This is a genomic window from Rhizobium sp. NZLR10, from assembly GCF_019685125.1.
Lineage (GTDB): Bacteria > Pseudomonadota > Alphaproteobacteria > Rhizobiales > Rhizobiaceae > Rhizobium.
Genome location: NZ_JABDWE010000031.1, coordinates 1 through 24,402 on the forward strand (window position 1 = coordinate 1; position 24,402 = coordinate 24,402).

At 61.0% G+C, this 24,402-nt stretch carries 24 protein-coding genes; 9 read left to right on the forward strand and 15 right to left on the reverse strand.

The window, feature by feature from the left end; genetic code table 11:
* Positions 1 to 127: 127 nt before the first annotated feature.
* Positions 128 to 526, reverse strand: a complete 399-nt coding sequence (locus HJB82_RS30640) for a GFA family protein (protein WP_207580692.1) — start codon at positions 524 to 526, stop codon at positions 128 to 130.
* 295 nt (positions 527 to 821) lie between these two features.
* Here HJB82_RS30640 and HJB82_RS30645 point away from each other — a divergent pair, with 295 nt between their 5' ends.
* Positions 822 to 2,654 (forward strand): ABC transporter ATP-binding protein, encoded by a 1,833-nt coding sequence (locus HJB82_RS30645; protein WP_221142328.1) that lies wholly within the window; start codon positions 822 to 824, stop codon positions 2,652 to 2,654.
* Positions 2,655 to 2,726: 72 nt separating this feature from the next.
* Here the strand turns inward: HJB82_RS30645 and HJB82_RS30650 are convergent, their stop codons facing one another.
* Together HJB82_RS30650 and HJB82_RS30655 are read right to left on the reverse strand one after the other, a co-directional pair.
* A complete protein-coding gene (locus tag HJB82_RS30650; protein WP_207580694.1) occupies positions 2,727 to 4,100 on the reverse strand; it encodes a class II 3-deoxy-7-phosphoheptulonate synthase in 1,374 nt (457 codons plus the stop codon).
* Between the two features lie 14 nt (positions 4,101 to 4,114).
* Positions 4,115 to 4,288: a hypothetical protein gene (locus HJB82_RS30655; protein WP_246762666.1), complete on the reverse strand. Its 174-nt coding sequence runs from the start codon at positions 4,286 to 4,288 to the stop codon at positions 4,115 to 4,117.
* A gap of 67 nt (positions 4,289 to 4,355) precedes the next feature.
* On the opposite strand from HJB82_RS30655, the gene HJB82_RS30660 reads away from it, so the two are divergent.
* Positions 4,356 to 5,645, forward strand: a complete 1,290-nt coding sequence (locus tag HJB82_RS30660; protein WP_207580695.1) for a vWA domain-containing protein — start codon at positions 4,356 to 4,358, stop codon at positions 5,643 to 5,645.
* Between the two features lie 12 nt (positions 5,646 to 5,657).
* On the opposite strand, the gene gor is transcribed toward HJB82_RS30660, so the two are convergent.
* Positions 5,658 to 7,043 (reverse strand): glutathione-disulfide reductase, encoded by a 1,386-nt coding sequence (gene gor, locus HJB82_RS30665; protein ID WP_221142329.1) that lies wholly within the window; start codon positions 7,041 to 7,043, stop codon positions 5,658 to 5,660.
* Positions 7,044 to 7,225: 182 nt separating this feature from the next.
* Here gor and HJB82_RS30670 point away from each other — a divergent pair, with 182 nt between their 5' ends.
* Positions 7,226 to 7,438, forward strand: a complete 213-nt coding sequence (locus tag HJB82_RS30670; protein WP_246762667.1) for a hypothetical protein — start codon at positions 7,226 to 7,228, stop codon at positions 7,436 to 7,438.
* A gap of 99 nt (positions 7,439 to 7,537) precedes the next feature.
* On the opposite strand, the gene HJB82_RS30675 is transcribed toward HJB82_RS30670, so the two are convergent.
* From HJB82_RS30675 to rpiA, 3 genes are all read right to left on the reverse strand, one after another.
* Positions 7,538 to 7,855 (reverse strand): acylphosphatase, encoded by a 318-nt coding sequence (locus HJB82_RS30675; RefSeq protein WP_221132912.1) that lies wholly within the window; start codon positions 7,853 to 7,855, stop codon positions 7,538 to 7,540.
* A 63-nt stretch (positions 7,856 to 7,918) separates the two neighbouring features.
* Entirely contained in the window at positions 7,919 to 8,494 is a 576-nt protein-coding gene (locus HJB82_RS30680) for a DUF2059 domain-containing protein (protein ID WP_207580699.1), read from the reverse strand.
* 15 nt (positions 8,495 to 8,509) lie between these two features.
* On the reverse strand, positions 8,510 to 9,208 hold the full coding sequence (gene rpiA / locus HJB82_RS30685) for a ribose-5-phosphate isomerase RpiA (protein ID WP_164015129.1): 699 nt from the start codon (positions 9,206 to 9,208) through the stop codon (positions 8,510 to 8,512).
* A 295-nt stretch (positions 9,209 to 9,503) separates the two neighbouring features.
* Here rpiA and HJB82_RS30690 point away from each other — a divergent pair, with 295 nt between their 5' ends.
* Positions 9,504 to 10,214 carry an HAD family hydrolase gene (locus HJB82_RS30690; protein WP_207580700.1) on the forward strand — a complete coding sequence of 237 codons (711 nt, stop codon included), beginning with the start codon at positions 9,504 to 9,506 and terminating at the stop codon, positions 10,212 to 10,214.
* Positions 10,215 to 10,382: 168 nt separating this feature from the next.
* Here the strand turns inward: HJB82_RS30690 and HJB82_RS30695 are convergent, their stop codons facing one another.
* Together HJB82_RS30695 and HJB82_RS30700 are read right to left on the reverse strand one after the other, a co-directional pair.
* Positions 10,383 to 12,293 (reverse strand): murein L,D-transpeptidase, encoded by a 1,911-nt coding sequence (locus tag HJB82_RS30695; protein WP_207580701.1) that lies wholly within the window; start codon positions 12,291 to 12,293, stop codon positions 10,383 to 10,385.
* Positions 12,294 to 12,387: 94 nt separating this feature from the next.
* Positions 12,388 to 12,624, reverse strand: coding sequence for a hypothetical protein (locus tag HJB82_RS30700; protein ID WP_207584404.1), 237 nt, complete (start codon positions 12,622 to 12,624; stop codon positions 12,388 to 12,390).
* Between the two features lie 91 nt (positions 12,625 to 12,715).
* Here HJB82_RS30700 and fumC point away from each other — a divergent pair, with 91 nt between their 5' ends.
* The gene (gene fumC, locus HJB82_RS30705; RefSeq protein ID WP_221142330.1) at positions 12,716 to 14,107 is read left to right on the forward strand and encodes a class II fumarate hydratase; all 1,392 of its coding nucleotides are present in this window, start codon (positions 12,716 to 12,718) and stop codon (positions 14,105 to 14,107) included.
* Between the two features lie 60 nt (positions 14,108 to 14,167).
* Here the strand turns inward: fumC and HJB82_RS30710 are convergent, their stop codons facing one another.
* Positions 14,168 to 14,995, reverse strand: coding sequence for an Ig-like domain-containing protein (locus HJB82_RS30710; protein WP_207584320.1), 828 nt, complete (start codon positions 14,993 to 14,995; stop codon positions 14,168 to 14,170).
* Positions 14,996 to 15,178: 183 nt separating this feature from the next.
* Between HJB82_RS30710 and HJB82_RS30715 the strand changes: the two genes are divergently transcribed.
* Both HJB82_RS30715 and HJB82_RS30720 read left to right on the forward strand, forming a co-directional pair.
* Positions 15,179 to 16,786, forward strand: coding sequence for a fumarate hydratase (locus HJB82_RS30715; RefSeq protein ID WP_221142331.1), 1,608 nt, complete (start codon positions 15,179 to 15,181; stop codon positions 16,784 to 16,786).
* 393 nt (positions 16,787 to 17,179) lie between these two features.
* Positions 17,180 to 18,247, forward strand: coding sequence for a GGDEF domain-containing protein (locus HJB82_RS30720; protein ID WP_221132909.1), 1,068 nt, complete (start codon positions 17,180 to 17,182; stop codon positions 18,245 to 18,247).
* 50 nt (positions 18,248 to 18,297) lie between these two features.
* Here HJB82_RS30720 and HJB82_RS30725 read toward each other — a convergent pair whose 3' ends face one another.
* Complete coding sequence (locus HJB82_RS30725) at positions 18,298 to 18,909, reverse strand: pyridoxamine 5'-phosphate oxidase family protein (protein WP_207580705.1); 612 nt, start codon at positions 18,907 to 18,909, stop codon at positions 18,298 to 18,300.
* Positions 18,910 to 18,945: 36 nt separating this feature from the next.
* Entirely contained in the window at positions 18,946 to 19,926 is a 981-nt protein-coding gene (locus HJB82_RS30730; RefSeq protein WP_207580706.1) for an alpha/beta hydrolase, read from the reverse strand.
* A gap of 47 nt (positions 19,927 to 19,973) precedes the next feature.
* Between HJB82_RS30730 and HJB82_RS30735 the strand changes: the two genes are divergently transcribed.
* Positions 19,974 to 20,441 carry a MarR family winged helix-turn-helix transcriptional regulator gene (locus HJB82_RS30735; RefSeq protein ID WP_221117131.1) on the forward strand — a complete coding sequence of 156 codons (468 nt, stop codon included), beginning with the start codon at positions 19,974 to 19,976 and terminating at the stop codon, positions 20,439 to 20,441.
* 3 nt (positions 20,442 to 20,444) lie between these two features.
* On the opposite strand, the gene HJB82_RS30740 is transcribed toward HJB82_RS30735, so the two are convergent.
* Positions 20,445 to 21,635, reverse strand: coding sequence for a low temperature requirement protein A (locus tag HJB82_RS30740; protein WP_221142332.1), 1,191 nt, complete (start codon positions 21,633 to 21,635; stop codon positions 20,445 to 20,447).
* Between the two features lie 22 nt (positions 21,636 to 21,657).
* Positions 21,658 to 22,032, reverse strand: a complete 375-nt coding sequence (locus HJB82_RS30745; RefSeq protein ID WP_221142333.1) for a gamma-butyrobetaine hydroxylase-like domain-containing protein — start codon at positions 22,030 to 22,032, stop codon at positions 21,658 to 21,660.
* Positions 22,033 to 22,215: 183 nt separating this feature from the next.
* Between HJB82_RS30745 and moaA the strand changes: the two genes are divergently transcribed.
* Positions 22,216 to 23,262, forward strand: a complete 1,047-nt coding sequence (gene moaA / locus HJB82_RS30750) for a GTP 3',8-cyclase MoaA (RefSeq protein ID WP_221142334.1) — start codon at positions 22,216 to 22,218, stop codon at positions 23,260 to 23,262.
* Positions 23,263 to 23,530: 268 nt separating this feature from the next.
* On the opposite strand, the gene HJB82_RS30755 is transcribed toward moaA, so the two are convergent.
* On the reverse strand, positions 23,531 to 24,307 hold the full coding sequence (locus tag HJB82_RS30755) for a class I SAM-dependent methyltransferase (protein ID WP_221117135.1): 777 nt from the start codon (positions 24,305 to 24,307) through the stop codon (positions 23,531 to 23,533).
* Positions 24,308 to 24,402: the final 95 nt, after the last annotated feature.

Here is a 24,402-nt window from a genome sequence, read left to right on the forward strand (position 1 = left end):
AATAAGCCGATATGGCCAGAAAACCCGCCTCAATCGGCCAAAATCCCACCGCACGACAGCCAGTCTGTAAAAAAATCAGACCCACAGCAAGCAACTGCGCCAACGCAGAGCGAATTTCAGCAGCCTGTTAGACAGGGTTCACCGCATATTGCGGCAGGCCATCCGATATCTCGTAGAAATCGCCCTTGTCGGCGCAATAAATGTGATGGCCGAAGGCCAGGCCGCTCGGCTCGTCGAAGGACCCGGCCAAAACCGAAATCTCCAGCGATTGGTCGCCCTGCCAGAACAGCGCGGAGCCGCAAGTCGAACAGAACCCGCGCTGCGCTTGTTCGCTCGACCGGTACCAGCGGACCGCTTCCGTGTCTTCCACCGAAAGAGCCGCCCGCGGCACGTTGACGGCGGCATAGTAAAACCCCGTCTGCCGGCGGCATTGCGAGCAATGACAGCCAACAACAGGTCCGGGCTTCGCCGCAATTGAAAATCGCACGGCGCCGCAAAGACAGCCGCCTGTATGTCGTTCAGTCATGGTCATCCCCTGTTCCTAAGAGACGTTGCCGCCGATCTTGTCCGGCGTCAAATCCGGTTTTCTGAATGAGCCATCAGGAATCTTGAAAGCCGCCTGGCCTTGTGCGCTCTCGGCTGACGCGTTACCGCTGTTGCATCTCGACAACATCCGCCAACCTCATCCCGTCCCGGCATTGAATCGGCCGCTATTGTCGGCGATACTCAAGGTCAAATTTCATTTAATCCCCGGGAGACTGACATGAGAACGACCCTGTCCAAACAGAAAGGAAACATGGCCCACAAGGACATTCTGCCTCATGAACATTCGGTTCTCCCGCGCGAGGAAAAGCTCGCGACGCCATAACGGCTTCCCCAAATTTTTCCAGAACGATCCCGCCGACCGCGGCCGACGCTGGTCGCGCATGCGAAAATTCGTTTCCTACTATCGCCCGCACCTGCCTTTGCTGCTGGCGGATCTGTTGTGCGCCATGCTCGTCGCCGGCACGGCGCTCGCCCTGCCGCTCTGCGCCAATGTCGTCACCAGCCGGCTTCTGGTTCTGTCCGATGCCCCGCAGGCCTTCGCTCAAATCCTCGGCATGGGCGGCGTCATGCTGGCCGTTCTGGCGGTCCAGATCGCCGCGATCTTCTTCGTCGATTATCGCGGCCATGTGATGGGGGCTCGCATTGAGGCGACGGTCCGGCAGGAACTCTTCGAGCACTGCCAGAAACTCTCGTTCAGCTTCTACGACCGCCAGCGCACCGGCCAGCTGATGAGCCGCATCACCAATGACAGCCTGTGGCTGGGCGAACTCTTTCACCACGGTCCCGAGGATCTTTCCATCGCCCTGCTGAAATTTGGCGGCGCCATGCTGGTGCTGTTCTACATCGATCCGCCATTGGCAGGCCTCATCCTGCTGCTCACCCCTGTGGCGTTGGTTTATGCGCTGTATTTCAACCGGCGCATGAACCGCGCGCTCGAAGCCAGCAAGCACCAGATCGCCGCGGTTAACGAGCGCGTCGAGGATGCTCTGGCCGGCATCCGTGTCGTCCAGTCCTTCGCCAACGAGGCGCTGGAACGGGAGCGTTTCGCCGAGCAGAACCGACGCTTCCTTGAAAGCCGCGCCGACGGCTACCGCAGCGAGGCGTGGTTTTCGGTCGGCACCGAAACCTTCGCCCAGCTCGTCACCATATTGGTGATCATCGTCGGCGGCCTGCGTATCCTGGCAGCGGAACTGACCGTCCCGGATATGCTCACCTTCCTGCTTTGCGTTGCCGTGCTGGTCGATCCGGTGCAGCGGCTGGCCAATTTCGTGCGCCTCTGGCAGGAGGGCTACACCGGCTTCATCAGAGCCATGGAGATCCTGGAGATCGATCCCGATATCATCGACCGGCCGGCCGCTCATCCGATGCCGGCGCCAAGGGGCGAGATCAGTTTCTCCGACGTCGCCTTCGGCTACGAGGCCGATGGCCCGCGCGTGCTCGAGCGGCTGTCGCTCACCATCGCTCCCGGGGAGTTCGTTGCCCTGGTCGGTCCTTCCGGGGTCGGCAAGAGCACGCTTTGTGCGCTGATACCACGCTTCTACGATGTTGAGGCCGGGGCGATCCGCATCGATGGCACCGATATCCGCGACGTGACGCTGGCCTCGCTGCGGCGCCATGTGGGCGTGGTGCAGCAGGACGTCTATCTTTTTGCCGGCACCGTGGCGGAAAACCTGCGCTATGGCAGGCCCGGCGCCGGCGATGCCGAGCTGGAGGCAGCCGCCCGCGCCGCCAATGCGCACGATTTCATCATGGGCCTGCCCCAGGGTTATGACACCGATATCGGCCAGCGCGGCGTCAAACTCTCGGGCGGCCAGCGTCAGCGCATCACCATCGCCCGGGCCTTCCTCAAGAATCCGGAGATCCTGATCTTCGACGAAGCAACCAGCGCGCTCGACAACGAAAGCGAACGGGCGGTGCAGCAGGCGTTGCTCAGCCTGGCAAATGGCCGAACCACCCTGGTCATCGCCCATCGTCTCTCGACCGTCCGCCATGCCGACAGAATCCTGGTGCTGACGGCCGACGGCATCGTCGAACAGGGCACCCATGACGCGCTCATGGCGAAAGACGGCGTCTACGCCAACTTGCATAGCGTTCAGGCCAGCATCTGATCGCCTGCTCCATCCTGAGACAAAAAAACCCGGCATCAAGCCGGGTTTTTCCGCATCCGTCTGGGGCTGCTATCAGCCGTTGACGACCATGCGCTTCTCGTCGCGACCGCCCTTCATGCGCTCGGCAAGCAGGAAGGCGAGCTCCAGCGCCTGGTCGGAGTTGAGGCGCGGGTCGCAATGCGTGTGGTAGCGATCCTGCAGGTCGTCGGCGGTAACGGCGCGGGCGCCGCCGGTGCATTCCGTCACGTCCTTGCCGGTCATCTCGATATGGATGCCGCCTGGATGCGTGCCTTCGGCGCGGTGGATCTGGAAGAAGCTTTCGACTTCCGACAGGATCCGCTCGAAGGGACGGGTCTTGTAGTTGTTGAGCGTGATCGTGTTGCCGTGCATCGGGTCGCAGGACCAGACAACCTTGCGGCCTTCACGCTCGACGGCACGAATAAGGCGCGGCAGGTTCTCTGCGACCTTGTCGTGGCCGAAGCGGCAGATCAGTGTCAGGCGCCCGGCTTCGTTGGCCGGGTTCAAGATGTCGATCAGCTGCAGCAGATCGTCGGCCTGCAGCGACGGGCCGCATTTCAGGCCGATCGGGTTCTTGATGCCGCGGCAATATTCGACATGCGCATGATCGACCTGGCGCGTGCGGTCGCCGATCCAGATCATGTGGCCTGAGGTGGCATACCAGTCGCCCGAAGTGGAATCGACGCGGGTCAACGCCTCTTCGTAGCCGAGCAGCAGCGCCTCATGGCTGGTGAAGAAATCGGTTTCCCGCAATGCCGGCTGGTTTTCCGAGGTGATGCCGATCGCCTTCATGAAATCCATGGTTTCGCTGATGCGGTCGGCCAGCTTGCGGTAGCGCTCGCCTTGCGGGCTGTCCTTGACGAAGCCCAGCATCCACTGGTGCACGTTTTCGAGATTGGCGTAACCGCCCATCGCGAAGGCGCGCAGAAGGTTCAGCGTCGCGGCCGACTGCCGGTAGGCCATCGCCTGACGTTCCGGGTTCGGAATGCGCGACTCCTCGGTGAACTCGATGCCGTTGATGATGTCGCCGCGATAAGCCGGCAGCGTCACGTCGCCCTGCTTCTCGACATTCGACGAACGCGGCTTGGCGAACTGGCCGGCGATGCGACCGACTTTAACGACCGGCAGCTGCGCGCCAAAAGTCAGCACGACCGCCATCTGCAGGAAGGCGCGGAAAAAGTCGCGGATATTGTCGGCGCCGTGTTCGGCGAAGCTCTCGGCACAGTCGCCGCCCTGCAGCAGGAAGCCATTGCCTTCGGCGACATTGGCAAGGTGCTTCTTCAGACGGCGCGCTTCGCCGGCGAAGACGAGGGGCGGATAGCTGGCGAGCTGAGCTTCCGTTGCAGCCAAAGCGGCTGCGTCGGGATAATCGGGAACCTGCAGGATCGGTTTTTGCCGCCAACTGCTCGGGGTCCAGTTCTCTGCCATCTCACTCACCTCACTCACACCCATCCCTGGGATGCCCGTATCTTTGATTGCGGCGGCTTATAGACCTTTAGATCGGGCTTGCAAAGACCAATCGCCCAAAGCTCGAATGCCGTACCGGCGCCATCGGGCAGAGCTCGCATATAGGTGGCAGAAATCTCGGATTCCATCGTTAAACCGGCATATACCATGTCAATTTCCCGATATTTTAGACTTCCAATGTAGAACCACGGATGATTTCAACATTGGGGACATGGCATGGCGATCCTTCCGCTCAGCTTCATATCGGATCGTTCGGGCAATTTCGGCATCATGACGGCGTTGCTGATGGTGCCGCTCCTCGGTACGGCAGGCATGGCGGTGGATTTCGGCCACGCGCTCAGCCTGAGGACGCAGCTTTACGCGGCAGCCGATGCCGCCGCCGTCGGCTCGATCGCCGAAAAATCCGGCGCAGTCGCAGCCGCCATGACGATGAGCGGCAACGGCACGATCTCGCTCGGCAAGACCGATGCCCGCAGCATCTTCATGTCTCAGATGTCCGGGGAGCTGGCCGACGTTCAGGTCGATCTCGGCATCGACGTCACCAAAGCCGCCAACAAACTGAACTCGCAAGTCTCTTTCAGCGCGACCGTGCCGACGACCTTTATGCGTGTTCTGGGGAAGGATTCGATCACAATCTCGGGCACGGCGACGGCCGAATATCAGACCGCCTCCTTCATGGATTTCTACATCCTGCTCGACAACACTCCTTCGATGGGCGTCGGCGCCACCGCGACCGACGTGGCGACGATGGAAAAGAACACCAGCGATACCTGCGCCTTCGCCTGCCACGAAACCCAGAACAACAACAACTACTACAATCTCGCCAAAAAGCTCGGCGTCAGCATGCGCATCGACGTCGTGCGCCAGGCGACCAAGGAGCTGACGCTGACCGCGAAGTCCACGCGTGTTTCCGATAATCAGTTCCGCATGGGCGTCTATACCTTCGGCACCAAGGCTGAGGATGCCAATCTGACCACTATATCCGACCCGACGGACGATCTCGATAAAGTACGCAGCTATACCGACGCCGTCGATCTGATGACCATCCCGTATCAGGGTTATAACAACGACCAGCAGACGAGCTTCGACAGCGCGCTGACACAGATGAAAACCATCATCACCACCCCCGGCGACGGCGGCACCGCTACCACCCCGCAGAAGATCCTGTTCTTCGTCTCGGACGGCGTCGGCGACAGTGCAAAACCGAAAGGCTGCACCAAGAAACTGACCGGCGACCGCTGCCAGGAGCCGATCGATACTTCTTTCTGCCAACCGCTGAAGGACAAGGGCATCAGGATCGCGGTGCTCTACACCACTTATCTGCCGCTGCCGAAAAACAACTGGTACAATACGTGGATCAAGCCCTTCCAGAGCGAAATCCCGACGAAAATGCAGGCATGCGCCTCGCCCGGCCTCTATTTCGAGGTGACGCCGACCGACGGTATCGCCGATGCGATGAAGGCGCTCTTCCTCAAGGTCATACGCGCGCCGCGCATCACCAGCTGAGGATACCGCTGCTTAGATTCTTTTGCCGTCTCGGATCCGGTAGCTTGGCGCATACATGGTGACCAGCTCCTCGGCCGCTGTCGGATGCAGCGCCATCGTCCGGTCGAAATCGTCCTTGGTGCAGCCGGCCTTCAGCGTGATGCCGAGCAGCTGCGCCATCTCGCCGGCATCGTGGCCGAGAATATGGGCGCCCACCACCTTGCCGCTCGCGGCATCGACGATCAGCTTCATGATCATCCGCTCGGCCCGCCCGGAAAGCGTCGCCTTCAGCGGCCGGAATTGGGCGCGGTAGACTTCGAGCTCGCAGTAACGCTTGCCCGCCTCCTCTTCCGAGAGCCCGACGGTGCCGATCTCCGGCTGCGAGAAGACGGCGGTCGGGATCAGCTCGTAATCCGGCCGGGTTGGATTGTTCTTGTATTCGGTCTCGATGAAGCACATCGCCTCGTGGATCGCTGCCGGCGTCAGCTGTACCCGATTGGTGACATCGCCGAGCGCATAAATGTTTTCGACATTGGTGCGGGAATAATCGTCGACGATAATGGCGCCACGCTCATCGACGGCGACGCCCGCAGCCTCGAGGCCGAGACCTTCGGTGTTCGGATCGCGCCCGAGCGCCAGCATGACAACGCCGGCCTGCAGCGTGCCGCTGTTCAGCGTTTCCAGAACGAGGCCGTCATCGCCCTTCGAAACCTTTTGCAGCGTGTCGTGGCAAAGGATGCGGATGCCCTTGGCGACCATCGCCTCGTGCAGCCCGCGCCGCAGATCCTCGTCGAAGCGCGACAGGATCTCGGCGCCGCGATAGATCAGCGTCGTCTCGACGCCGAGGCCATGAAAGATATTGGCGAACTCGACGGCGATATAGCCACCGCCTGATATCACGATCGATTTCGGCAGCTCTTCGAGATGAAAAGCCTCGTTGGAGGAAATGCATAATTCGTGGCCGGGAAGGGCTGCATGCGGGTTCGGCCGTCCGCCGGTGGCGATCACGATCGTCTTTGCCGTCACCGTCTGACCCGTCTTCGTGAGCCGCACAGTATGAGCATCGACGAGTTCGGCGCGCGTTTCGAGGATCTCGGCATTGGCGCCTGCGAGCCCCTTCTTGTAGAGGCCTTCCAGCCGGGCGATCTCGGCATCCTTGGCGGCTACTAGCTTCTTCCAGTCGAAGCTGCTTTCGCCGACCGTCCAGCCGAAACCCGCCGCATCCTCGAAATGCTCGTGGAACTGCGAGGCATAGACGAAAAGCTTCTTCGGCACGCAACCGCGGATGACGCAGGTGCCGCCATAGCGGTACTCTTCGGCGATCGCCACCTTTTTGCCGAGCGAGGCGGCGACACGCGCACCGCGTACGCCTCCGGAACCACCGCCGATGACGAAGAGGTCGTAGTCGTAGGAAGACATGAGGAGCTCCGGAAGGGAATCGCAGGAAGGATGTTGCTGATATAGGGGCGATCGCCCTGAAAACAAAAGCCCGCTCCTGCATCATCCCGTACGCATCGCCGAATCTTCCCGGCAAACGGTTGACCCGGTCGCCTGAGGCTGGCAGGGCAATCCAGGGATAGAAAACGATGCCGGAGCAAAAGATGGATCAAACTCTCTTCGCCAATCTGTGCAAGGCTGGCAAATTCAAGGAAGCGCTCGGCCTCGCGACTGAGGGTCACGAGGACGAAAAATATACGCCGAGCCGCTTCTCGATCGACAAGAAGACGAGACTGCCGATCTTCTATCGCGGCAACAAGCGCGTGGAACCGGATGAGGAAGGTGTGTGGCAACTTGCAAAGAACCCGAACCCCTGATGCATGTCACCAGGAGGTGTGCAGCGGTCCCAGGAAACGACATGCATAAAAGCGAAGAGCTAGCTTCCCCGCATGTTCGATGCATAGTGATTGCTGCTGTCAGCGGGTGATCCCGAAATCCGTCGGCATTTTCTCAAGCTGGGCTGCTTCCGTCTCGACGCCCGCAACCGACGACCCCGCAGGCCCGCGGCTGAAACGTTCGATCATTATCGAGATGGCGGTATCGGGTCCTGCGATCAAAGCGACGACGGCCCCGTCCCTTTCATTGCGAACCCAGCCCGTCAAACCAAGCCGTACCGCCTCATTGCGCGTCCACATGCGAAAGCCGACACCCTGGACCTTGCCTGATATCCGCACTCGGACAGCGTTGTAACGATCGGGTATATCTGCAGTCACCTGAAGCCTCGCCGGCGGCATTTGCCGCATCATAACAAAAAAGCCCGGACGATGCCGGGCTTTCGCAATTTGATGGTGGAGGCCTTACTGCTGGGTAGCCGGAGCGGGAGCGGGAGCGGCAGCCGGAGCAGCCGGGCTTTCGGTTGCCGGCGGCGGCGCCTTGATGACCTTGGAAAGCTCGGTATTGCTCTGCTTTTCCAGGTCGCGGGAAATGCCCTGCGCCCAGATGTCGGCAGCCTTCGCCGTCTCGCGAGAGGCGACCGGGCCGTCGCGCAGCAGCTTCTTGCCGACGTCGGAATTATAGAAGTCGGCGATCGCCTTCAGTTCCGCGGCGGTGAAGGTCTTGGCATAGGTGAGTGCCGCCTCCTTCTCGAGATCGCCGCGGCGCGGCGCCAGCGCTAGCGCCTGCGCGTCGACCGTCGACGAAATGATGTCCTGGTAGTTTGGCGAATCCTGGATCAGGCCGGCCTTCAGGCGCTCGGCGAGACCGGGCAGGATGTTGTCGAACTGGGCAGTGGCGCCGATGGCGTCGATCGCGGCGCGAGACGCCTTCAGCTGGTCCTCGGAGACCTCCTGCGCCTTGACGGCGGAGCCGAAGGCAAGCCCGGAAAGAACGACGGTCGCAGCGGCGAGACGGCCAAGACCTGCAATGTTCATCATGAGTGTATGCTCCTGTTATCTGTTTGTCTGCAGTGTTCGCACACCCGCAGGACCGGCAATGATCGCAAGTGCCGCCATATTGATAAAGAGCCCGTGTTCGACGACGCCGGGTATGGAATTCAGCTCGCTCGAAAGCGCCTCTGCATCAGGAATGCGGCCAAAAGATGCATCGATAATGTGATGACCGCCATCCGTGGTAAACTCTCCGTCACCGGACTGGCGCAAAGCCAGTTCACCGGAAAGACCGAGCCGGGCCGCGACCTTCTCGATCGCGATCCGTGTCGAGACGAGCCCGAACGGATTGACTTCGATCGGCAGCGCGAAGGCGCCGAGCATATCGACCAGCTTGCTCTCGTCTGCAATGACGATCATTCGTTCGGAGGCGGCCGCGACGATCTTTTCGCGCAGCAGCGCACCGCCGCCGCCCTTGATCAGCCGGAGCCCAGCATCGAGTTCGTCGGCGCCATCGATCGTCAGATCGAGTGCCGGCAGCTCGTCCAGCGATTTCAGCGGCACACCGAGTTCGACGCAAAGCCGCGCCGTTCTTTCAGACGTAGGAACGCCTTCGACCCTGAAGCCGCCAGCGACCTTCTCGGCCAACAGGCGAACGAATTCTTCCGCCGTGCTGCCGGTGCCAATCCCGAGACGCATCCCGCTTTCGACATGGGCGAGTGCGGCCGCGGCGGCCTTGATCTTCATTTCGCGGGCATCCATGCGCCGCCAGCTCCAATTATTGCGTTGGATGTGCTGTTTACACGGCTCGCCTGGCAAACGAAAGTCAAAATCATCACGGAAAATGAAAAGCCGAAACAGATGCCTGCGGCCTCCCCCGGCGATCTTCAGGCCGTTGCTTTCCGCTGCATGATCGCCTACCTCAGAGGCGATCCATCGTCCTCAGGGGCGATCCCTCGTCCCCAGGGGACGATCCGTCATTCCCAGAGGCGATCTGTCGTTCGCGGAGGCGGCTCGTCACCTCAAAGGACGATCCATCGCTTAAAGAGGCAAGCCCTTGATCCCCTCCTCCGTCCGCCCGGCGCTCGTCGTCTTCGATCTCGATGGCACCCTTCTCGACACCCATACGGACTTGGTCGAGAGCCTGAACCATACGATTGCGGCCCTTAGCCTCGAACCGGTCAGCTATGACGACCTCACCCATCTCGTCGGCCACGGCGCCCGCGTGATGATCGAACGCGCCTGCCGGCTGCGCGGCCATCCGCTTACTCAGGAAGCCCTGCCGCCCCTGGTCGAGCGTTTCATCGCCCATTATGCCGGCAACATGCCCGGCCGCACCGAGCCCTATCCCGGCCTGGTCGCCGCGATGGATCGGCTAAAATCACAGGGTTACCGCCTCGCCGTCTGCACCAACAAGATGGAAAGCCTGGCGCTCGGCCTGCTGGACAAGCTCGATCTCGCCAGCTATTTCGCCGCCATCACCGGCGGCGACACCTTCGACGTGCGCAAGCCCGACGCCCGCCACCTCACAGGCACCATCGAACGCGCCGGCGGCGACCGGTCCCGCACCGTGATGATCGGCGACAGCATCAACGACATCGCCGTCGCCAGGAATGCCGGCGTCCCGTCGATCGCCGTGCCCTTTGGTTATTCCGACGTGCCAGTCTCAAGCCTCGATCCGGATGTGATCATCACCCATTACGATGAGCTGACCCCGGAACTGGTGGAGAGGCTGTTGCGGGAGTTTGCAGCGAAGGTCGCCGTCTGAGGCTCTCGCCCAGCTCTGATCCTTCCTTTGCCGGCGTACCGTGTGAGCCGCCCTCTCCTTCGTATTTCCTACCTTGGACTAAGCCCAGAACGAAGGCGTTCGAATCCCGCACAAAAACAAAACGGGCGGCCCAAAGACCGCCCGCTCCGTAATCTAATAAAATCAGCGTCAGATCTGCGCCCCACGCGCCTTGGTCGTCGCGTCGAATGCCTTGTCGACATAGCCGTCGCGGCCATAAACGTCGTCGAAATATTCCACCACGCCGTCCTTGTTCGGCCAGGCTGTGAAATAGGACACGTAAACGGGAATCCTCTGCGGCACCTTGACCGCATGGTTCTGCCCCGTGGCGATCTGCTTGGCAACGTCGTCGACCGTCGTTCCGAGCACTGCAGCTGCCATCGCACGCGGATCGGCAAGGCGCACGCAACCGTGGCTCAGCGCCCGCATGTCGCGCTTGAAGAAGCTCTTCGACGGCGTGTCGTGCATATAGATCGCGTGGCTGTTCGGGAACAGGATCTTCAGTTCGCCGAGCGCATTGTCACTGCTTGGCGGCTGGCGCACCGAGACGTTGTCGGTCGAGCCGTACCAGTCGACGCTCGACGAGGCGACCGCGTGGCCGTTCACCTCAACCTCATAACCGAGCTGGTCGAGATAGTTCGGATCCGAGCGCAGCTTCGGCAACATCTCGTTGATGATGATCGACTGCGGCACGCCCCAGAAAGGGTTGAACTCCACCGTCTCGATCTCGTCGTCGAAGAAATAGGTCTGGTTGTTCTTGCCGCCGACCACAACGCGCATCGACAGCTGTTCCTTGCCGCCATTGTGGTAATAGACCATGAAGGCCGGCTGGTTGATCATCACGTAACGGGAACCGAGATCTTCGGGCAGCCAGCGCGCCTGTTCCATGGCGACGACGAGCTTGTCGATCTTCGAGGCATTGCTATCGCCGCCGGTCATGGCGCGCACCGTAGCCTGGCCGATGACGCCATCGGCCTTCAGTCCGCGCTCCTTCTGGAAATCCTCGACCAGCGAGACGATCTCAGGCGAATAGTCGCTGCTGCCTGCGTAAGCAGCAAGCGTTGCCGCGTGATCGGTCCTCAGCGTTTCGGAACCGTGCTTGCCGATCGCCTTGACGATATTGGCGATCTCGGGCGAGCTTTCGCCGGGCTTCAGCAGCGTATCGAGCGAAACGACGATTCGCTCCTCATTGCCGCCGTCGGCTGCGCGAAGCTTGGCGAGTTCCGCCTTCAACGCCTGGAACTGTGGACTATCGGGTGAGCGGTTGGCGATGTAAGCGCCGACATCGGGGCTCATGCGGGCAAGCTTCAGCACCGGCGCCAGATTGACCACCTTGCGCTGGAAGTCGTGATAGCCGGAGATCTTGTTCGGATCGATGCGACCGCGCGCGGTGTCCTGCACGAAGGCCAGCACCTTGGCGGAGAGTTCGAGCTCGAATTGCGTCAGCGCCCGATCGCGGAAGGCTGGATCGGGATTGGCCGGGTCGATATCAGGCGTCTGGATGGCGTAATCTGCCGGGTCGAGGCCGACGGAGGCCGCATCGGCAAGCACCAGCATCGCCGACTTGGCACCATCGTTGATCTGATTGCCATCGACCCAGACGAGCGGGTTGCGGCTATCGCCATAATAGGCTTCGAGCGCCTTTGCGACGTCGGCATTGGCACGCACCTTGGCCTGCGCCAGGAAACGGCGCTGCACGGCGGGTTCGGCGCTGGCATCGCCGCTCGCCGATACATCGGCGACCGCGCCGGTGACGACAGGATCGGCAAACTTGCCGGTATCGACCAACTGCAGCGTTTCGGTTTTATAGGTGTAGTAACGCGGGCCGCTCACCTTCGGCAACGGCGCTTCCGGATCAAGGCCGCCGAGCGAGCCGCCGACGGCGCCGCGCGGCACCGGACGGCCAGGCGCCTGATCCATGAAGATGGTGCTCTGGTTCCGCTGCCTGTCGCCGCGCAGCATCTCCATCAATGTATAAGCATGCGCAGGTGCGGCATTCATAACCGCTACGCCGCAGGAAATTGCCAATGCGGATGCCGCGCTTTTCAAAACGAACGTCATATATCTTCCAGTCCCGGTGTCATGCTGTTCTTGTCACGAGCGCAAGGCTCAATATCTTATCCCGCGAAACTCATGCAGCGTAAGGCCTCATTGATCAGAAACCGGCCTGCGCCGCCAGCGCCGGCGGACTCAATTTTGTGTGACGGAGATCCTGCACGGCGCCGCGCAGAAGTTCACACAAAATTATGAAATTATTAGTTAATTTTTTACCCAATTTTTGCCGCCAGACCAATGTGGCGAAAACGCCCAGACGCATAAAATTTCGAAAGTGGCCTAAAAGGCACGCCGCACAAGCCTCGCAAACATGACTTCCGACTTCAATATTTCGCATGGCGTCCGGTTTTCTTGTCGAACGTTCCCACCTATAAGACCTGATCTTTCGAAGACGACCGAAAACAGCATTTAAAGGGAAGGCAAGGCTGATGACCGCAACCCGTACCGAAACCGATACTTTTGGGCCCATCGACGTTGCCGCCGACCGATATTGGGGCGCCCAGGCCGAGCGTTCGCTCGGCAATTTCAAGATCGGCTGGGAAAAGCAGCCGCTGTCGATCGTGCGTGCGCTCGGCATCGTCAAGCAGGCGGCGGCCCGCGCCAACATGTCGCTCGGCCAGCTTGATCCTGGCCTCGGACAGGCCATCGTCGATGCCGCCCAGGAAGTGGTCGAGGGCAAACTCGACGACCATTTTCCGCTGGTCGTCTGGCAGACCGGTTCAGGCACGCAGTCCAACATGAATGCCAATGAAGTGATCTCCAATCGTGCTATAGAAATGCTCGGCGGCGTCATGGGTTCCAAGAAGCCGGTGCATCCGAACGATCACGTCAATATGAGCCAGTCGTCGAACGACACCTACCCGACGGCGATGCACATCGCCTGCGCCGAACGGATCGCCCATCACCTGCTGCCGTCCCTGAAGCACCTCCATGCCGCCCTCGACATGAAGGTCACCGAATTCAGCCACATCATCAAGATCGGCCGCACCCACACCCAGGATGCGACGCCGCTGACGCTCGGCCAGGAATTTTCGGGTTATGCCGCCCAGGTCGGCTCCGCCATCAAGCGCATCGAAATGACCCTGCCCGGCCTCTGCGAACTGGCCCAGGGTGGGACGGCCGTCGGTACCGGCCTCAATGCGCCGCTGGGCTTCGCCGAAAAGGTCGCCGAAGAGATCGCCGCCATAACAGCCATGCCCTTCGTCACCGCGCCGAACAAATTCGAGGCGCTCGCCTCGCATGACGGCATGGTCTTTTCCCATGGCGCCATCAATGCGGCCGCTGCCGCCCTCTTCAAGATCGCCAACGATATCCGCCTGCTCGGCTCCGGCCCACGCGCCGGTCTCGGCGAACTGGCGCTGCCGGAAAACGAGCCCGGCTCCTCGATCATGCCCGGCAAGGTCAATCCGACCCAGTGCGAGGCGCTGACGCAGGTCTGCATCCACATCTTCGGCAATCACGCCGCGCTGACCTTTGCCGACAGCCAGGGTCATTTCGAACTCAACGTCTACAATCCGATGATGGCGTACAACTTCCTGCAATCGGTGCAACTGCTGGCGGATGCCGCCGTCTCCTTCACCGATAATTGTGTCGTCGGCATCGAGGCGCGCGAGGACAACATCAAGGCCGGCCTCGAACGCTCGCTGATGCTGGTGACCGCGCTTGCCCCGAAGATCGGCTACGACGCAGCCGCTAAGATCGCCAAGACCGCCCACAAAAATGGCACGACGCTGAAGGAAGAAGCCCTCGCCAGCGGCCTGGTCTCGGCAGAAGACTACGATACGATCGTCCGCCCGGAAACGATGATCGGCCCAAAGTAGTAACGCCATGAAGCTTCAGCCTTCTCCCTCGCTTGCGGCGGAGAAGGCGATCGGTTGCGATCAGACCAACAGCGAAAAATTGTCCATCACGACCGAATTGCCCATGAAATCGAAACTGATTTCATCGATGTCTTCAATCTCGACCAGAAGATCGGGATCGGCGACCTCAAGTTCCTGCTGATAGACGATCTGGCCGTCGTTCATCGCGGTCAGCGTCAAATGAAAGGGCGAGGCCGACAATTCGGCAATCGAAACGCCCTGAAAGGTGAAGTCGCCGCCATCGACCATTTTCAGGGTCACGGGCGCCGAACCCGGCGATAGAACCGTATCGCTGAAACCGTCCTCGGTGATGGCGTCGACGCCCGGGATCGTGTCATAGACAATACCGTTCAGAAACGTCAGGTCGTGAATGCCGTTCACGGAGAGCGCGAAGCCCCGGTAATTCGGCAGAGAAAAGTCATCCGCGCGCGATGTGACACCCAGGTCGTCGAAATCCAGGACTTCATGATACTTGTCCTCTTCATTGACGCCGTCGATCGCCAGCGTCAGAACCCCGACATCCGTTCCCCCCACGCCATCGGAGATCTTGTAGCGGATCTCTTCGATCAACTGGTCGTGCGCCCGCAAGTTCTTCACCACGTCGAGCGAGTAATCCAGCTCGTAGGTGAAGTGACCGTCGGGCCGCACGGTGAAGGTCCCATAATCGCCTTTGATGATCGTTTCCTGTGTCAGTCCCTGTTTCGCATCGACCCTGACACCGTCGAAAGAGCGAAGATAGGTGGTCGATCCCTCTGGATCGCTGTCATTGGACAGCAAATCCCCTCTGATCCAGTCGTGCTCGAAGAAAATGAGAAGATCGTCGTTAGCAGTCGGTTTTGCGTTCGTCATCGGAAGCCCCCGGAAGTTAACGTCGCGGGAAATATGAACCGGCCTCCGGCGAAAGGCAACCTGAAGTCGTCTTTCCCGACGAATGCGGATTTGACCGCTCGCCTATCCAGATTGCATTTGCAGCGCCGCGGATTTAGACCGGTTCCAATTTAGCGACCCACGCCCACCAGAAAGGTCACTTCGATGGCTGACGATCTCTTCCCGCTCGGCAAGGATACCACCCCCTACCGCAAGATCAGCGGCGACCATGTCTCGGTCGACAGCTTTAAGGGCCAGGAAATATTGACCGTCGAGCCGGAAGCCATCCGCCTGCTTGCCGAAACCGCCTTCGCCGATATCAACCATCTGTTGCGCCCCGGCCACCTGAAGCAGCTCGCCTCGATCCTCGATGACCCCGAGGCGACCGACAATGACCGCTTCGTCGCCTACGACCTTTTGAAGAACGCCAATATTGCCGCCGGCGGCGTGCTGCCGATGTGCCAGGATACCGGCACGGCAATCATCATGGGCAAGAAAGGCCGCAGGGTCTGGACCGAGGGCGGGGATATCGCGGCACTCGCCCGCGGCGTCATGGATGCCTATGAGAAGAAGAACCTGCGTTATTCGCAGCTCGCGCCGGTCAAGATGTTCGAGGAGAAGAACACCAAGAACAACCTGCCGGCACAGATCGACATCTACGAGGAAGGCACCGACGCCTACGAATTCCTCTTCGTCGCCAAGGGCGGCGGCTCGGCCAACAAGACCTTCCTCTACCAGGGCACACCCTCGCTCTTGACGCACGACCGGATGATCGACTTCCTCAAGGAGAAGATCCTGACGTTAGGGACGGCAGCCTGTCCGCCTTACCATCTGGCCATCGTCATCGGCGGCACTTCGGCCGAGATGAACCTGAAAACCGTCAAGCTCGCCTCGACCCGCTATCTCGACGAGCTGCCGACCGAAGGCTCCGAGAGCGGCCACGCCTTCCGCGATCTCGAGATGGAAAAGGAAATCCACCGACTGACGCAGCAGATGGGTGTCGGCGCCCAGTTCGGCGGCAAGTATTTCTGTCATGACGTGCGTGTCATCCGCCTGCCCCGCCACGGCGCCTCGCTGCCGATCGGCCTCGGCGTCTCCTGTTCCGCCGACCGTCAGGCCAAGGGCCGCATCACCCGCGACGGCATCTTCGTCGAGCAGCTCGAAACCGATCCGTCGAAATACATGCCCGAGATCGACGAAGCGAAACTGTCGGAATCGACCGTCCGTATCGATCTCAACCGGCCGATGGCGGAAGTGCTGGCCGAACTCTCCAGGTATCCAGTCAAGGCGCGCCTGTCGCTGTCGGGCACGATCATTGTCGCCCGCGACCTTGCCCATGCCAAGATCCGCGAGCGGCTGGAGAAAGGCGAAGGCATGCCCGAATACCTGAAAAACCACCCGGTCTATTATGCCGGCCCGGCCAAGACGCCTGTCGGTTACGCCTCCGGCTCCTTCGGCCCGACGACGGCCGGGCGCATGGACAGTTACGTCGACCAGTTCCAGTCCTTCGGCGGATCGATGGTGATGCTTGCCAAGGGCAACCGCTCGCGCGCCGTGCGCGAGGCCTGCAAGAAACATGGCGGCTTTTATCTCGGATCGATCGGCGGCCCCGCCGCCCGTCTTGCTCAGGACTGCATCCGCAAGGTCGAAGTCTACGAATATCCCGAACTCGGCATGGAAGCGGTCTGGAAGATCGAAGTCGAAGACTTTCCGGCCTTCATCGTCATCGACGACAAGGGCAATGACTTCTTCCAGGAATTGAACCTGGGGTGACGCTCTCGGATGCGGGACGGGCAGGCATCGGCGCCCGTCCCGTTCTTGAATGTGCGGGCTGCGGCAAAGTCCGCCGCCAGCAAACAGCCTTGGAAATATCATTCCAACCCATTTCCAATGAAATACCGGGCTGCCGAACAACTATCGATATGATGAATACGTGCGAAATGCAGAGAAGAACTGCAAGTTTTTCAGATATCGCTCCCGTCTAGCGAGCATCCGCTTTCTCACCAAAGCTAGATATTTTCTTTGAGAATCATGGGGCTACTTGAAGTATTGGCCAGTCATGGACTTATCGTATGTAATCTTTGGTATATATCGCTTTAATCTTTTCCCAAGAAATTTAAGCTACCAAATAGATTATTGCCTTCGAATATATGAGGAGTTCGCCGGATGAACACGGCTGTCGCGCCCAAGGTGCAGGTTCCCGACGTAGCGGGCCAGATCACCTATGCCATGCGCTCGATGGGCGTTGCGCCAATACCGCGCAACTACGAACTCTTCTACGAAGCCTATATCGGCTCCAACCCCGCGCTCACCCGGGACCTTGCAGCCCTCGGCGGCCAGGCGACGCAGGCCGAGCTCGACGAGCTAGGCGCGCAGTATTTCACCAGCAGCCCGGCCCGCGTCTTCGACGACGCCCATACCCGCATTTCAGGCGAACTCGATGGACTGCTGCGGGTTCTGAGACAGGAGCAAAACTCGCTGGAAAGCTATACAAGGCTACTCGGCGAGACCCATAAGCGCATCACCTCCAAAAGCAATGCCAGCGTCGAACTGATCGAAAACGCCATCGAACTTTTGAGCCAGGCGACCGGCGACACCATGGCGCACGGCGAACGCACCGTCGGCGACGTCGTCCAGCGCTCGCAGGAGATGGATCAGGTCCGCAAGGAACTCGATGAATATAAACGCATCGCCAACACCGATTCGTTGACGCGCCTTTCCAACCGCCGCGCCTTCGACGAGCGCCTCGCCGCCGTCTTCAACAATCCCGGCATGCGGCCGGTGACGGCCCTGCTGCTGGCCGATATCGACAACTTCAAGAAGATCAACGACACCTACGGCCATCCCGTCGGCGACAAGATTCTCGCCACCGTCGCCTCCGTCATCCGCAGCAATGTCCGGCGTGATGTCTTTGTTGCCCGCGCCGGCGGCGAGGAGTTCGCGCTGATCATCGACGGCAACACGCCCGAAGAGATCACGGCGATCGCCGAGCGCATCCGCCGCACGCTGGAAACCACCCCGTTCAAGAATTCCCGCACGCGGGTCAATTACGGCCCGATCACCGTCTCGATCGGCATCTGCATGGCCTCCAGCGCCGAAGATGCCGGCGAACTCTACAGCAAGACCGACATCGCCCTTTACGGCGCCAAGAATGCCGGCCGCAACTGCACCATCCTCTATCAGGACGGCATGCAGAAGGATTTCACCAAGAGCTGGCTGATCTACAAGAGCTGACGGCAAGTCCGCGCCACTGGCACGCTGTCACCCCACAGGTGACGGCGGTTTTACCACATCGTCTTCGCCGCGCGTCCCGGCCATTCCCGGTCGTAGGTTTCCTGGTCGAAATCACCGACCGCGGCCTTCAGCATCTGGCCGGGTGTCGGCAGGCCCGCCGGATCGGCGAAATGTTGGCCATTCCAGAGTTCGGCCCGCATCACGGCGCGGGCGCATTGGAAATAGACCTCGTCGATCGAAATCACCACGACGGTGCGGGGATGTATGCCGTCCATCTCGAAGCTCGAAAGCACTGCCTCGTCATCCGAGACGACGCCGCGGCCGTTGATGCGCATCGTCGTGTTCGAGCCGGGGATCAGGAACATCAGCGCCAGCCGGGGATCGCGCACGATATTGGAGAGCGAGTCGACGCGGTTGTTGCCGCGCCAGTCCGGCAGATGCAGCGTCTCGTCGTCGACGACGCGCACCACGCCGCCGAGATCGCCGCGCGGCGAACAGTCGAGCCCTTCGGGCCCGACGGTGGCAAGCGCTGCGAACGGCGAAAGCGCGATCATCTGCCGATAGAGCGGCGTCAACCGCTTCGTCACCTTGTCGACCGAGGCCTGCGAAAGCCCGGCGCCGTAGATCGTGTTGAGCTCATCGATGCTGCTGATGATTTTCATGAGGCGTCCCGCCGCGGCTTGATATCGGGACGGACGCTACAATGCCGCGCGCTTTACCGGAAGCTCAAAAAACGGAATGATCTCAGCAGCGTTTTTGATGCCTTCGTCGGCCATGTCCTCCTCGCCTTGGACAGCTCCGAGAAACGCAGCGATTGCGGCAAGAACCGGAGCGGCGGCGAGGATGCGCCGGTGCCCGAAACCGTTCGCCCAGAACAGCCGGACGCCCTCGCCGGCTGCCTGATAGCGCTTGGCATGGGCTGGCGGCACTTCCTTGTCGTCCTCGGCATGGATGACGAGCACCGGCCGGCCGATCGCACTCGCCGCATCGCCAGCATCGAAATCCTCAAGTCTCCGTCCGGTGACGTGACGAACCTCATTCTCCAGCGCCGCTTGCGCGGCCGGGCGAAGGCCGATCATCCGGCCGAAATCGGTAAACAGCCAGGCCATTTCGCTTGGCGCACCGATCAGCACCAGCCGCTCAGCCGTGACAGGAGCGACATCGGGCAGCAGACCCGCCACCGATACCACCAGCGCCGCGCCGCCGAAGGAATGGCCGATGACCGCATCGAAGGCGCCGAAGCGTGCCTCGATCGCGGCAATCGCCTTGACCGCAAGCCCCATGTGCAGGAAGCGCCGGCTGGCACGTCCGTGGCCGGGAAAATCGAGGGCCACCACCTCCGCGCCCGTTGCCGAAAGCATCGAAACGAGCTCGGCCATGTATTCGGTGCTCGAGCCCCAGCCATGCGTCACCAGATAGCGCTTGCGTCTTCCTCTCGCCCCGCCGTTCAGCCGATAGGCATGCGTTTTCGCCCCGCCGGCAAGTCTGAGGGTGAAACGTTCGGCGCCGTCAAGCCGGGCCGCGCCCGCCGCATGCGCCGCCTTGGCTTTTGCTCCCTTCGGCCGCGGCGACGGCGTCCTGCAGAACAGCAGGAACGCCGCCCTGCCCGCCAGATCCGGCGAAACCGCCTGTAGCAGGGAGAACCCGAGGCGGGTGACCTTGCGCGCAAAATTTGCCATAGTGAGAATCCAAAAGACTGTTCAACACTGAACAATAAAGTACAACGATGAACAAAAATCAATCCCTTCCCTGGGATCATCCGCGTTTTCGCAGCTGGATCGCGGTGGCGCGCGCCTGCCAGCTGATGCAGCAATCGCTGACCCGCTCGCTGGCCAATCTCGACATCAAGCCGCCGCACCTCGACATCCTGGTCAATCTCTATCGTTTCGAAGCCATCTCGCAGCAGGAGCTGGCCCGCAAGCTGCTGGTCGGCCGCTCCAACATGAGCATGCTCCTGCCACAGATGGAAAAGCGCGGCTTGATCGAACGACGCGGCGATGCGCGCGACAAACGCGTGCTGCGCCTCTATCTCACACCGGAGGGCCGCACGTTGACCGAGGCGGCGATGGTGATCCAGACCGATCTGATCGAACGCTCGCTTTCGCAAGAGCCGATCGAGCAATGCATGGCGACCACCACCTCGATGGAGCGCATCATCACCGTGCTTCTCAGCGATCTCAGCGACGAGGATTGATGGTCAATGCAGCGTCGGCGCTGCCGCCGTGCCGGTCAGCGAGCGGTATTCCCAGGCGGCGACGATAATCAGCACCAGCGTCGCCAGAATGCCCATCAGATAGATCTCGATGAAGGGTGCAGCGAAGGCCAGCAGGATCAGCAACACCAGGCCGGCCAGATGCGACAGCGGCAGCTGCCCGCTGGTGGCCCCCTTGAACCAGAGATTGCCGATCAGGAACAGGCCGGAGCCGCCGAGCACCGCCGCAGTGATGCCGAGATCGCCGGTCTCGTGCGGATGCGAGAACATGAATTCGACTGCCACCGCATGGACGATGATGCCGGCCAGGATCGGGATATGCCCATAGGTGAAGGCGAGCCGCGCCAAGGCCCCCGGCGTCGCCTCATGCTCGATGCGGTGGGCGGCGCGCCCGTGGCCGAAGCGGAAATAAAGCCACCACATGGTGACGGTGCCGATGAAACCGGTGACGAAGACGATGCCGGTCAATCCCGAAAACGGCAGCTCGGAAAAGGTGCGGCCGGAAACCAGGATTGCTTCGCCGAGGCAGATTATGACGAAGAGCGCGCAGCGCTCGGCCATATGGGCGCCGGAAACGTCCCAGTCGCCCGCCGTCGAGCGGCCGAGGCCAGGCACGACAAAGCCCGCGGCCGGACCGGCATATTCGATTGCCAGCGCGATCACCCAGGCGATCAGCCGCGCCTCGTGATCGAGCAGCCCGCCGGCAATCCAGAAGACGGCGGCGACCACGAGCCAGGTGGTGATGCGGATGAAATTCAGCGTATTGGCGCGGTCGACGCGTGTCATCGCATAGGTGGTAAACAGCGAGCGCCCGACCTGCATCGCCACATAGGCACCGGCGAACAGCAGCCCCTTGTCGCCGAAGGCCTCGGGGATAGAAGCTGACAGCAGCAGCCCGAGCATCATCAGCGCCACCAGCATGCCGCGCACCGGCGTCTTGTCGGGGTCGAGCCAGTTGGTCACCCAGGCGGTGAATATCCACACCCACCAGACGGCAAAGGTCATCAGCGCCGCCTCGGCGGCACCGAGCGGCGTATAATGGGCGGCGAGCGCATGCGAAAGCTGCGAGATCGAAAAGACGAAGACCAGATCGAAGAACAGTTCGAGGAAGGTCACCTTGCTGCCGCTGGCGCTGCCCTTGGCGCGCAGCCAGTTCCTTCCGTTCGTCTTCGCCATGTATCCCCCGATACCCATTATTTCAGCGCGGCTTTTGCGCCGTATCGCGGTCCATGCCCTTTTCCCTGAGCTCGTCCTCATAGGCCGAAAACAGCTCAGCACCTCGTTGGCCGAGCTCGCGCAGATAGGTCCAGGTGTAGATGCCAGTGTCATGCATGTCGTCGAAACCGATCCGGACGGCGTAATTGCCGGTCGGCATCATCGAGATGATCGCGACATTGCGCTTGCCCGGCACCGTCACCTTTTGCCCCGGCCCGTGGCCCTGCACCTCGGCAGACGGCGACAGCACGCGCAACAGCTCTGCCGACAGGTCGAAACTCTGGCCGTCGTCGAAGGTTATCGCCAGCCTCTGACGATCTTTCGAAACGCGGAGTTCGCTCGGCCAGATATCGCTCATCTCTATCACCCTCTTTCCCCTGGAGAAGTAGGCGTTCGCCTTTTTCGAGGCAAGAGCAAATTAACGTGTGCGAAATCCGTTTCCCTTGACGGCGCAATCACATATGCACAAATAGAAAGATATCGTTTGAAAACAGGCCGGCATCCGGTCTGGCGTGCTTCAGATCCCGTTGGGGAGGAATTGGTGAATACGAGAGTAGGAACGATAGGCAACGCATCGCCGTTGGTGGCGAATGCACATCCGATGATCGACCCCTTCGGGCGGGCGGTTACCTATCTCCGCGTCTCCGTCACCGACCGCTGCGATTTCCGCTGCACCTATTGCATGGCGGAAAATATGACCTTCCTGCCGAAGAAGGACCTGTTGACGCTGGAGGAGCTCGACCGGCTCTGTTCCGCCTTCATCGACAAGGGCGTGACGAAGATCAGGCTGACCGGCGGCGAGCCGCTGGTGCGCAAGAACATCATGTATCTGGTCCGCCAGCTCGGTGAGAAGATCGGCTCCGGCCTCGACGAGCTGACGCTGACGACCAATGGATCGCAGCTGGCCCGCCATGCCGAAGAGCTTTATGATTGCGGCGTGCGCCGCATCAACGTCTCACTCGACACGCTCAACCCCGACAAATTCCGCAAGATCACCCGCTGGGGCGATTTCGACAAGGTCATGGAAGGCGTCGATGCGGCGGAGAAAGCCGGGTTGAAGATCAAGCTCAACGCCGTGGCGCTGAAGGATTTCAACGACGCCGAGATGCCCGATCTCCTGCGCTTCGCCCATGGCCGCGGCATGGACCTGACCGTCATCGAAACCATGCCGATGGGCGAAATCGAAGAAGACCGGACCGACCAATACCTGCCGCTCTCGCAACTGCGCGCCGATCTCGAAGACCAGTTCACCCTGACCGACATCGACTACCAGACCGGCGGCCCGGCGCGTTACGTCAGGGTCGCCGAAACCGGCGGCCGCCTCGGCTTCATCACCCCGATGACCCATAATTTCTGCGAGAGCTGCAACCGCGTCCGCCTCACCTGCACTGGCACGCTCTATATGTGCCTCGGCCAGAACGACGCCGCCGACCTACGCGCCGCCCTGCGCGCCAGCGAAGACGACGCCCTCCTCCGCACCGCCATCGACGAGGCCATCACCCGCAAACCGAAGGGCCACGACTTCATCATCGACCGCACGCATAATCGTCCGGCGGTAGCCAGGCATATGAGTGTTACGGGGGGGTGAGGCCCGGTTCCCGCGAAGCGGGGAGCGATCGATCCAGTGAATCGATCGCAGGGCCGAACGCCCTGAGCCATGCGAAGGGCCGGGATACGGTGCGGCATGTCCCTTCTCCCCAGCGGGGAGAAGATGCCGGCAGGCAGATGAGGGGGTGAGCGGCAAAGCCGCGAATGCACTGAGCGGAAGCGAAGGGCAATATGAACGGCATGCCGTGCGGCCCCCTCATCCGACCCTGCGGGCCACCTTCTCTCCGCCGGGGAGAAGGGAGATCACATCACCCAGGCTTACGCGCACAAATCGCAAACCGCTCCTGCACCATACGCTCAAGCCCGCGCAGAAATGGCATCTTGCGCGCCTGCGCCCAATGAATGTCGCCAAGCTTGCGATCGACGACGATATCGACGAAGCCGGCCTTGCGCAGAAGATCGACCACCGCTTCCGCCGGCATTTCATGGGAAAAATGCACGCGTGAGCGGATCTTCTGATGCCGCGCCATCATTTCCGGCGACATGTGGCTTGCCGCAGGCCTGCCGGAGATTTTCGTCCAGAGCTTCTGCAGGCCCTTGACCCAGGTTTCCCGACCCATGTTGCCGTCGACGATCAGCACCTTGCCGCCCGGCTTCAGCACCGCGAACCATTCTGCGAAGGCCGACGCCGGGTCCACCAGCGTCCAGATGAGATGCCGGTTGGTGATGACGTCGTAGCTACCCCGTGGCTCCATCGTGTTTTCGGCGTCGCCGGAAACGAAGCGGATATCGGTGCCGCGCTTCTTCGCCTTGGCGCGTGCCTGCGCCAGCATCGCATCCGACCAGTCGAGCCCGGTGACCGCAAAGCCGACATCATGCATCAGATGCGAAATGACAGCGGTGCCGCAGGCAAGATCGAGCGCTGCCCGCCCCTGCCCGTCGCCGAGATGTTTTCGGATCAGCCGCTGCCAGCCCTTCCGCTCGCCTTCCGAAAAGATTTCATGGCCGACGCTCTGGTCGAAGGTTTCAGCCCTTTCCGACCAGAAATCGCGGATTTCATCGCGGATCGAGTAGTTTGTATTCATCGAATTCACCTTGAGTGCCCCGGCAGTGCATCAGTTTGGAAATGCTCTAAAACATATAACTTGATTCACAAAGTCATATTTCTTATGGCTGCGGA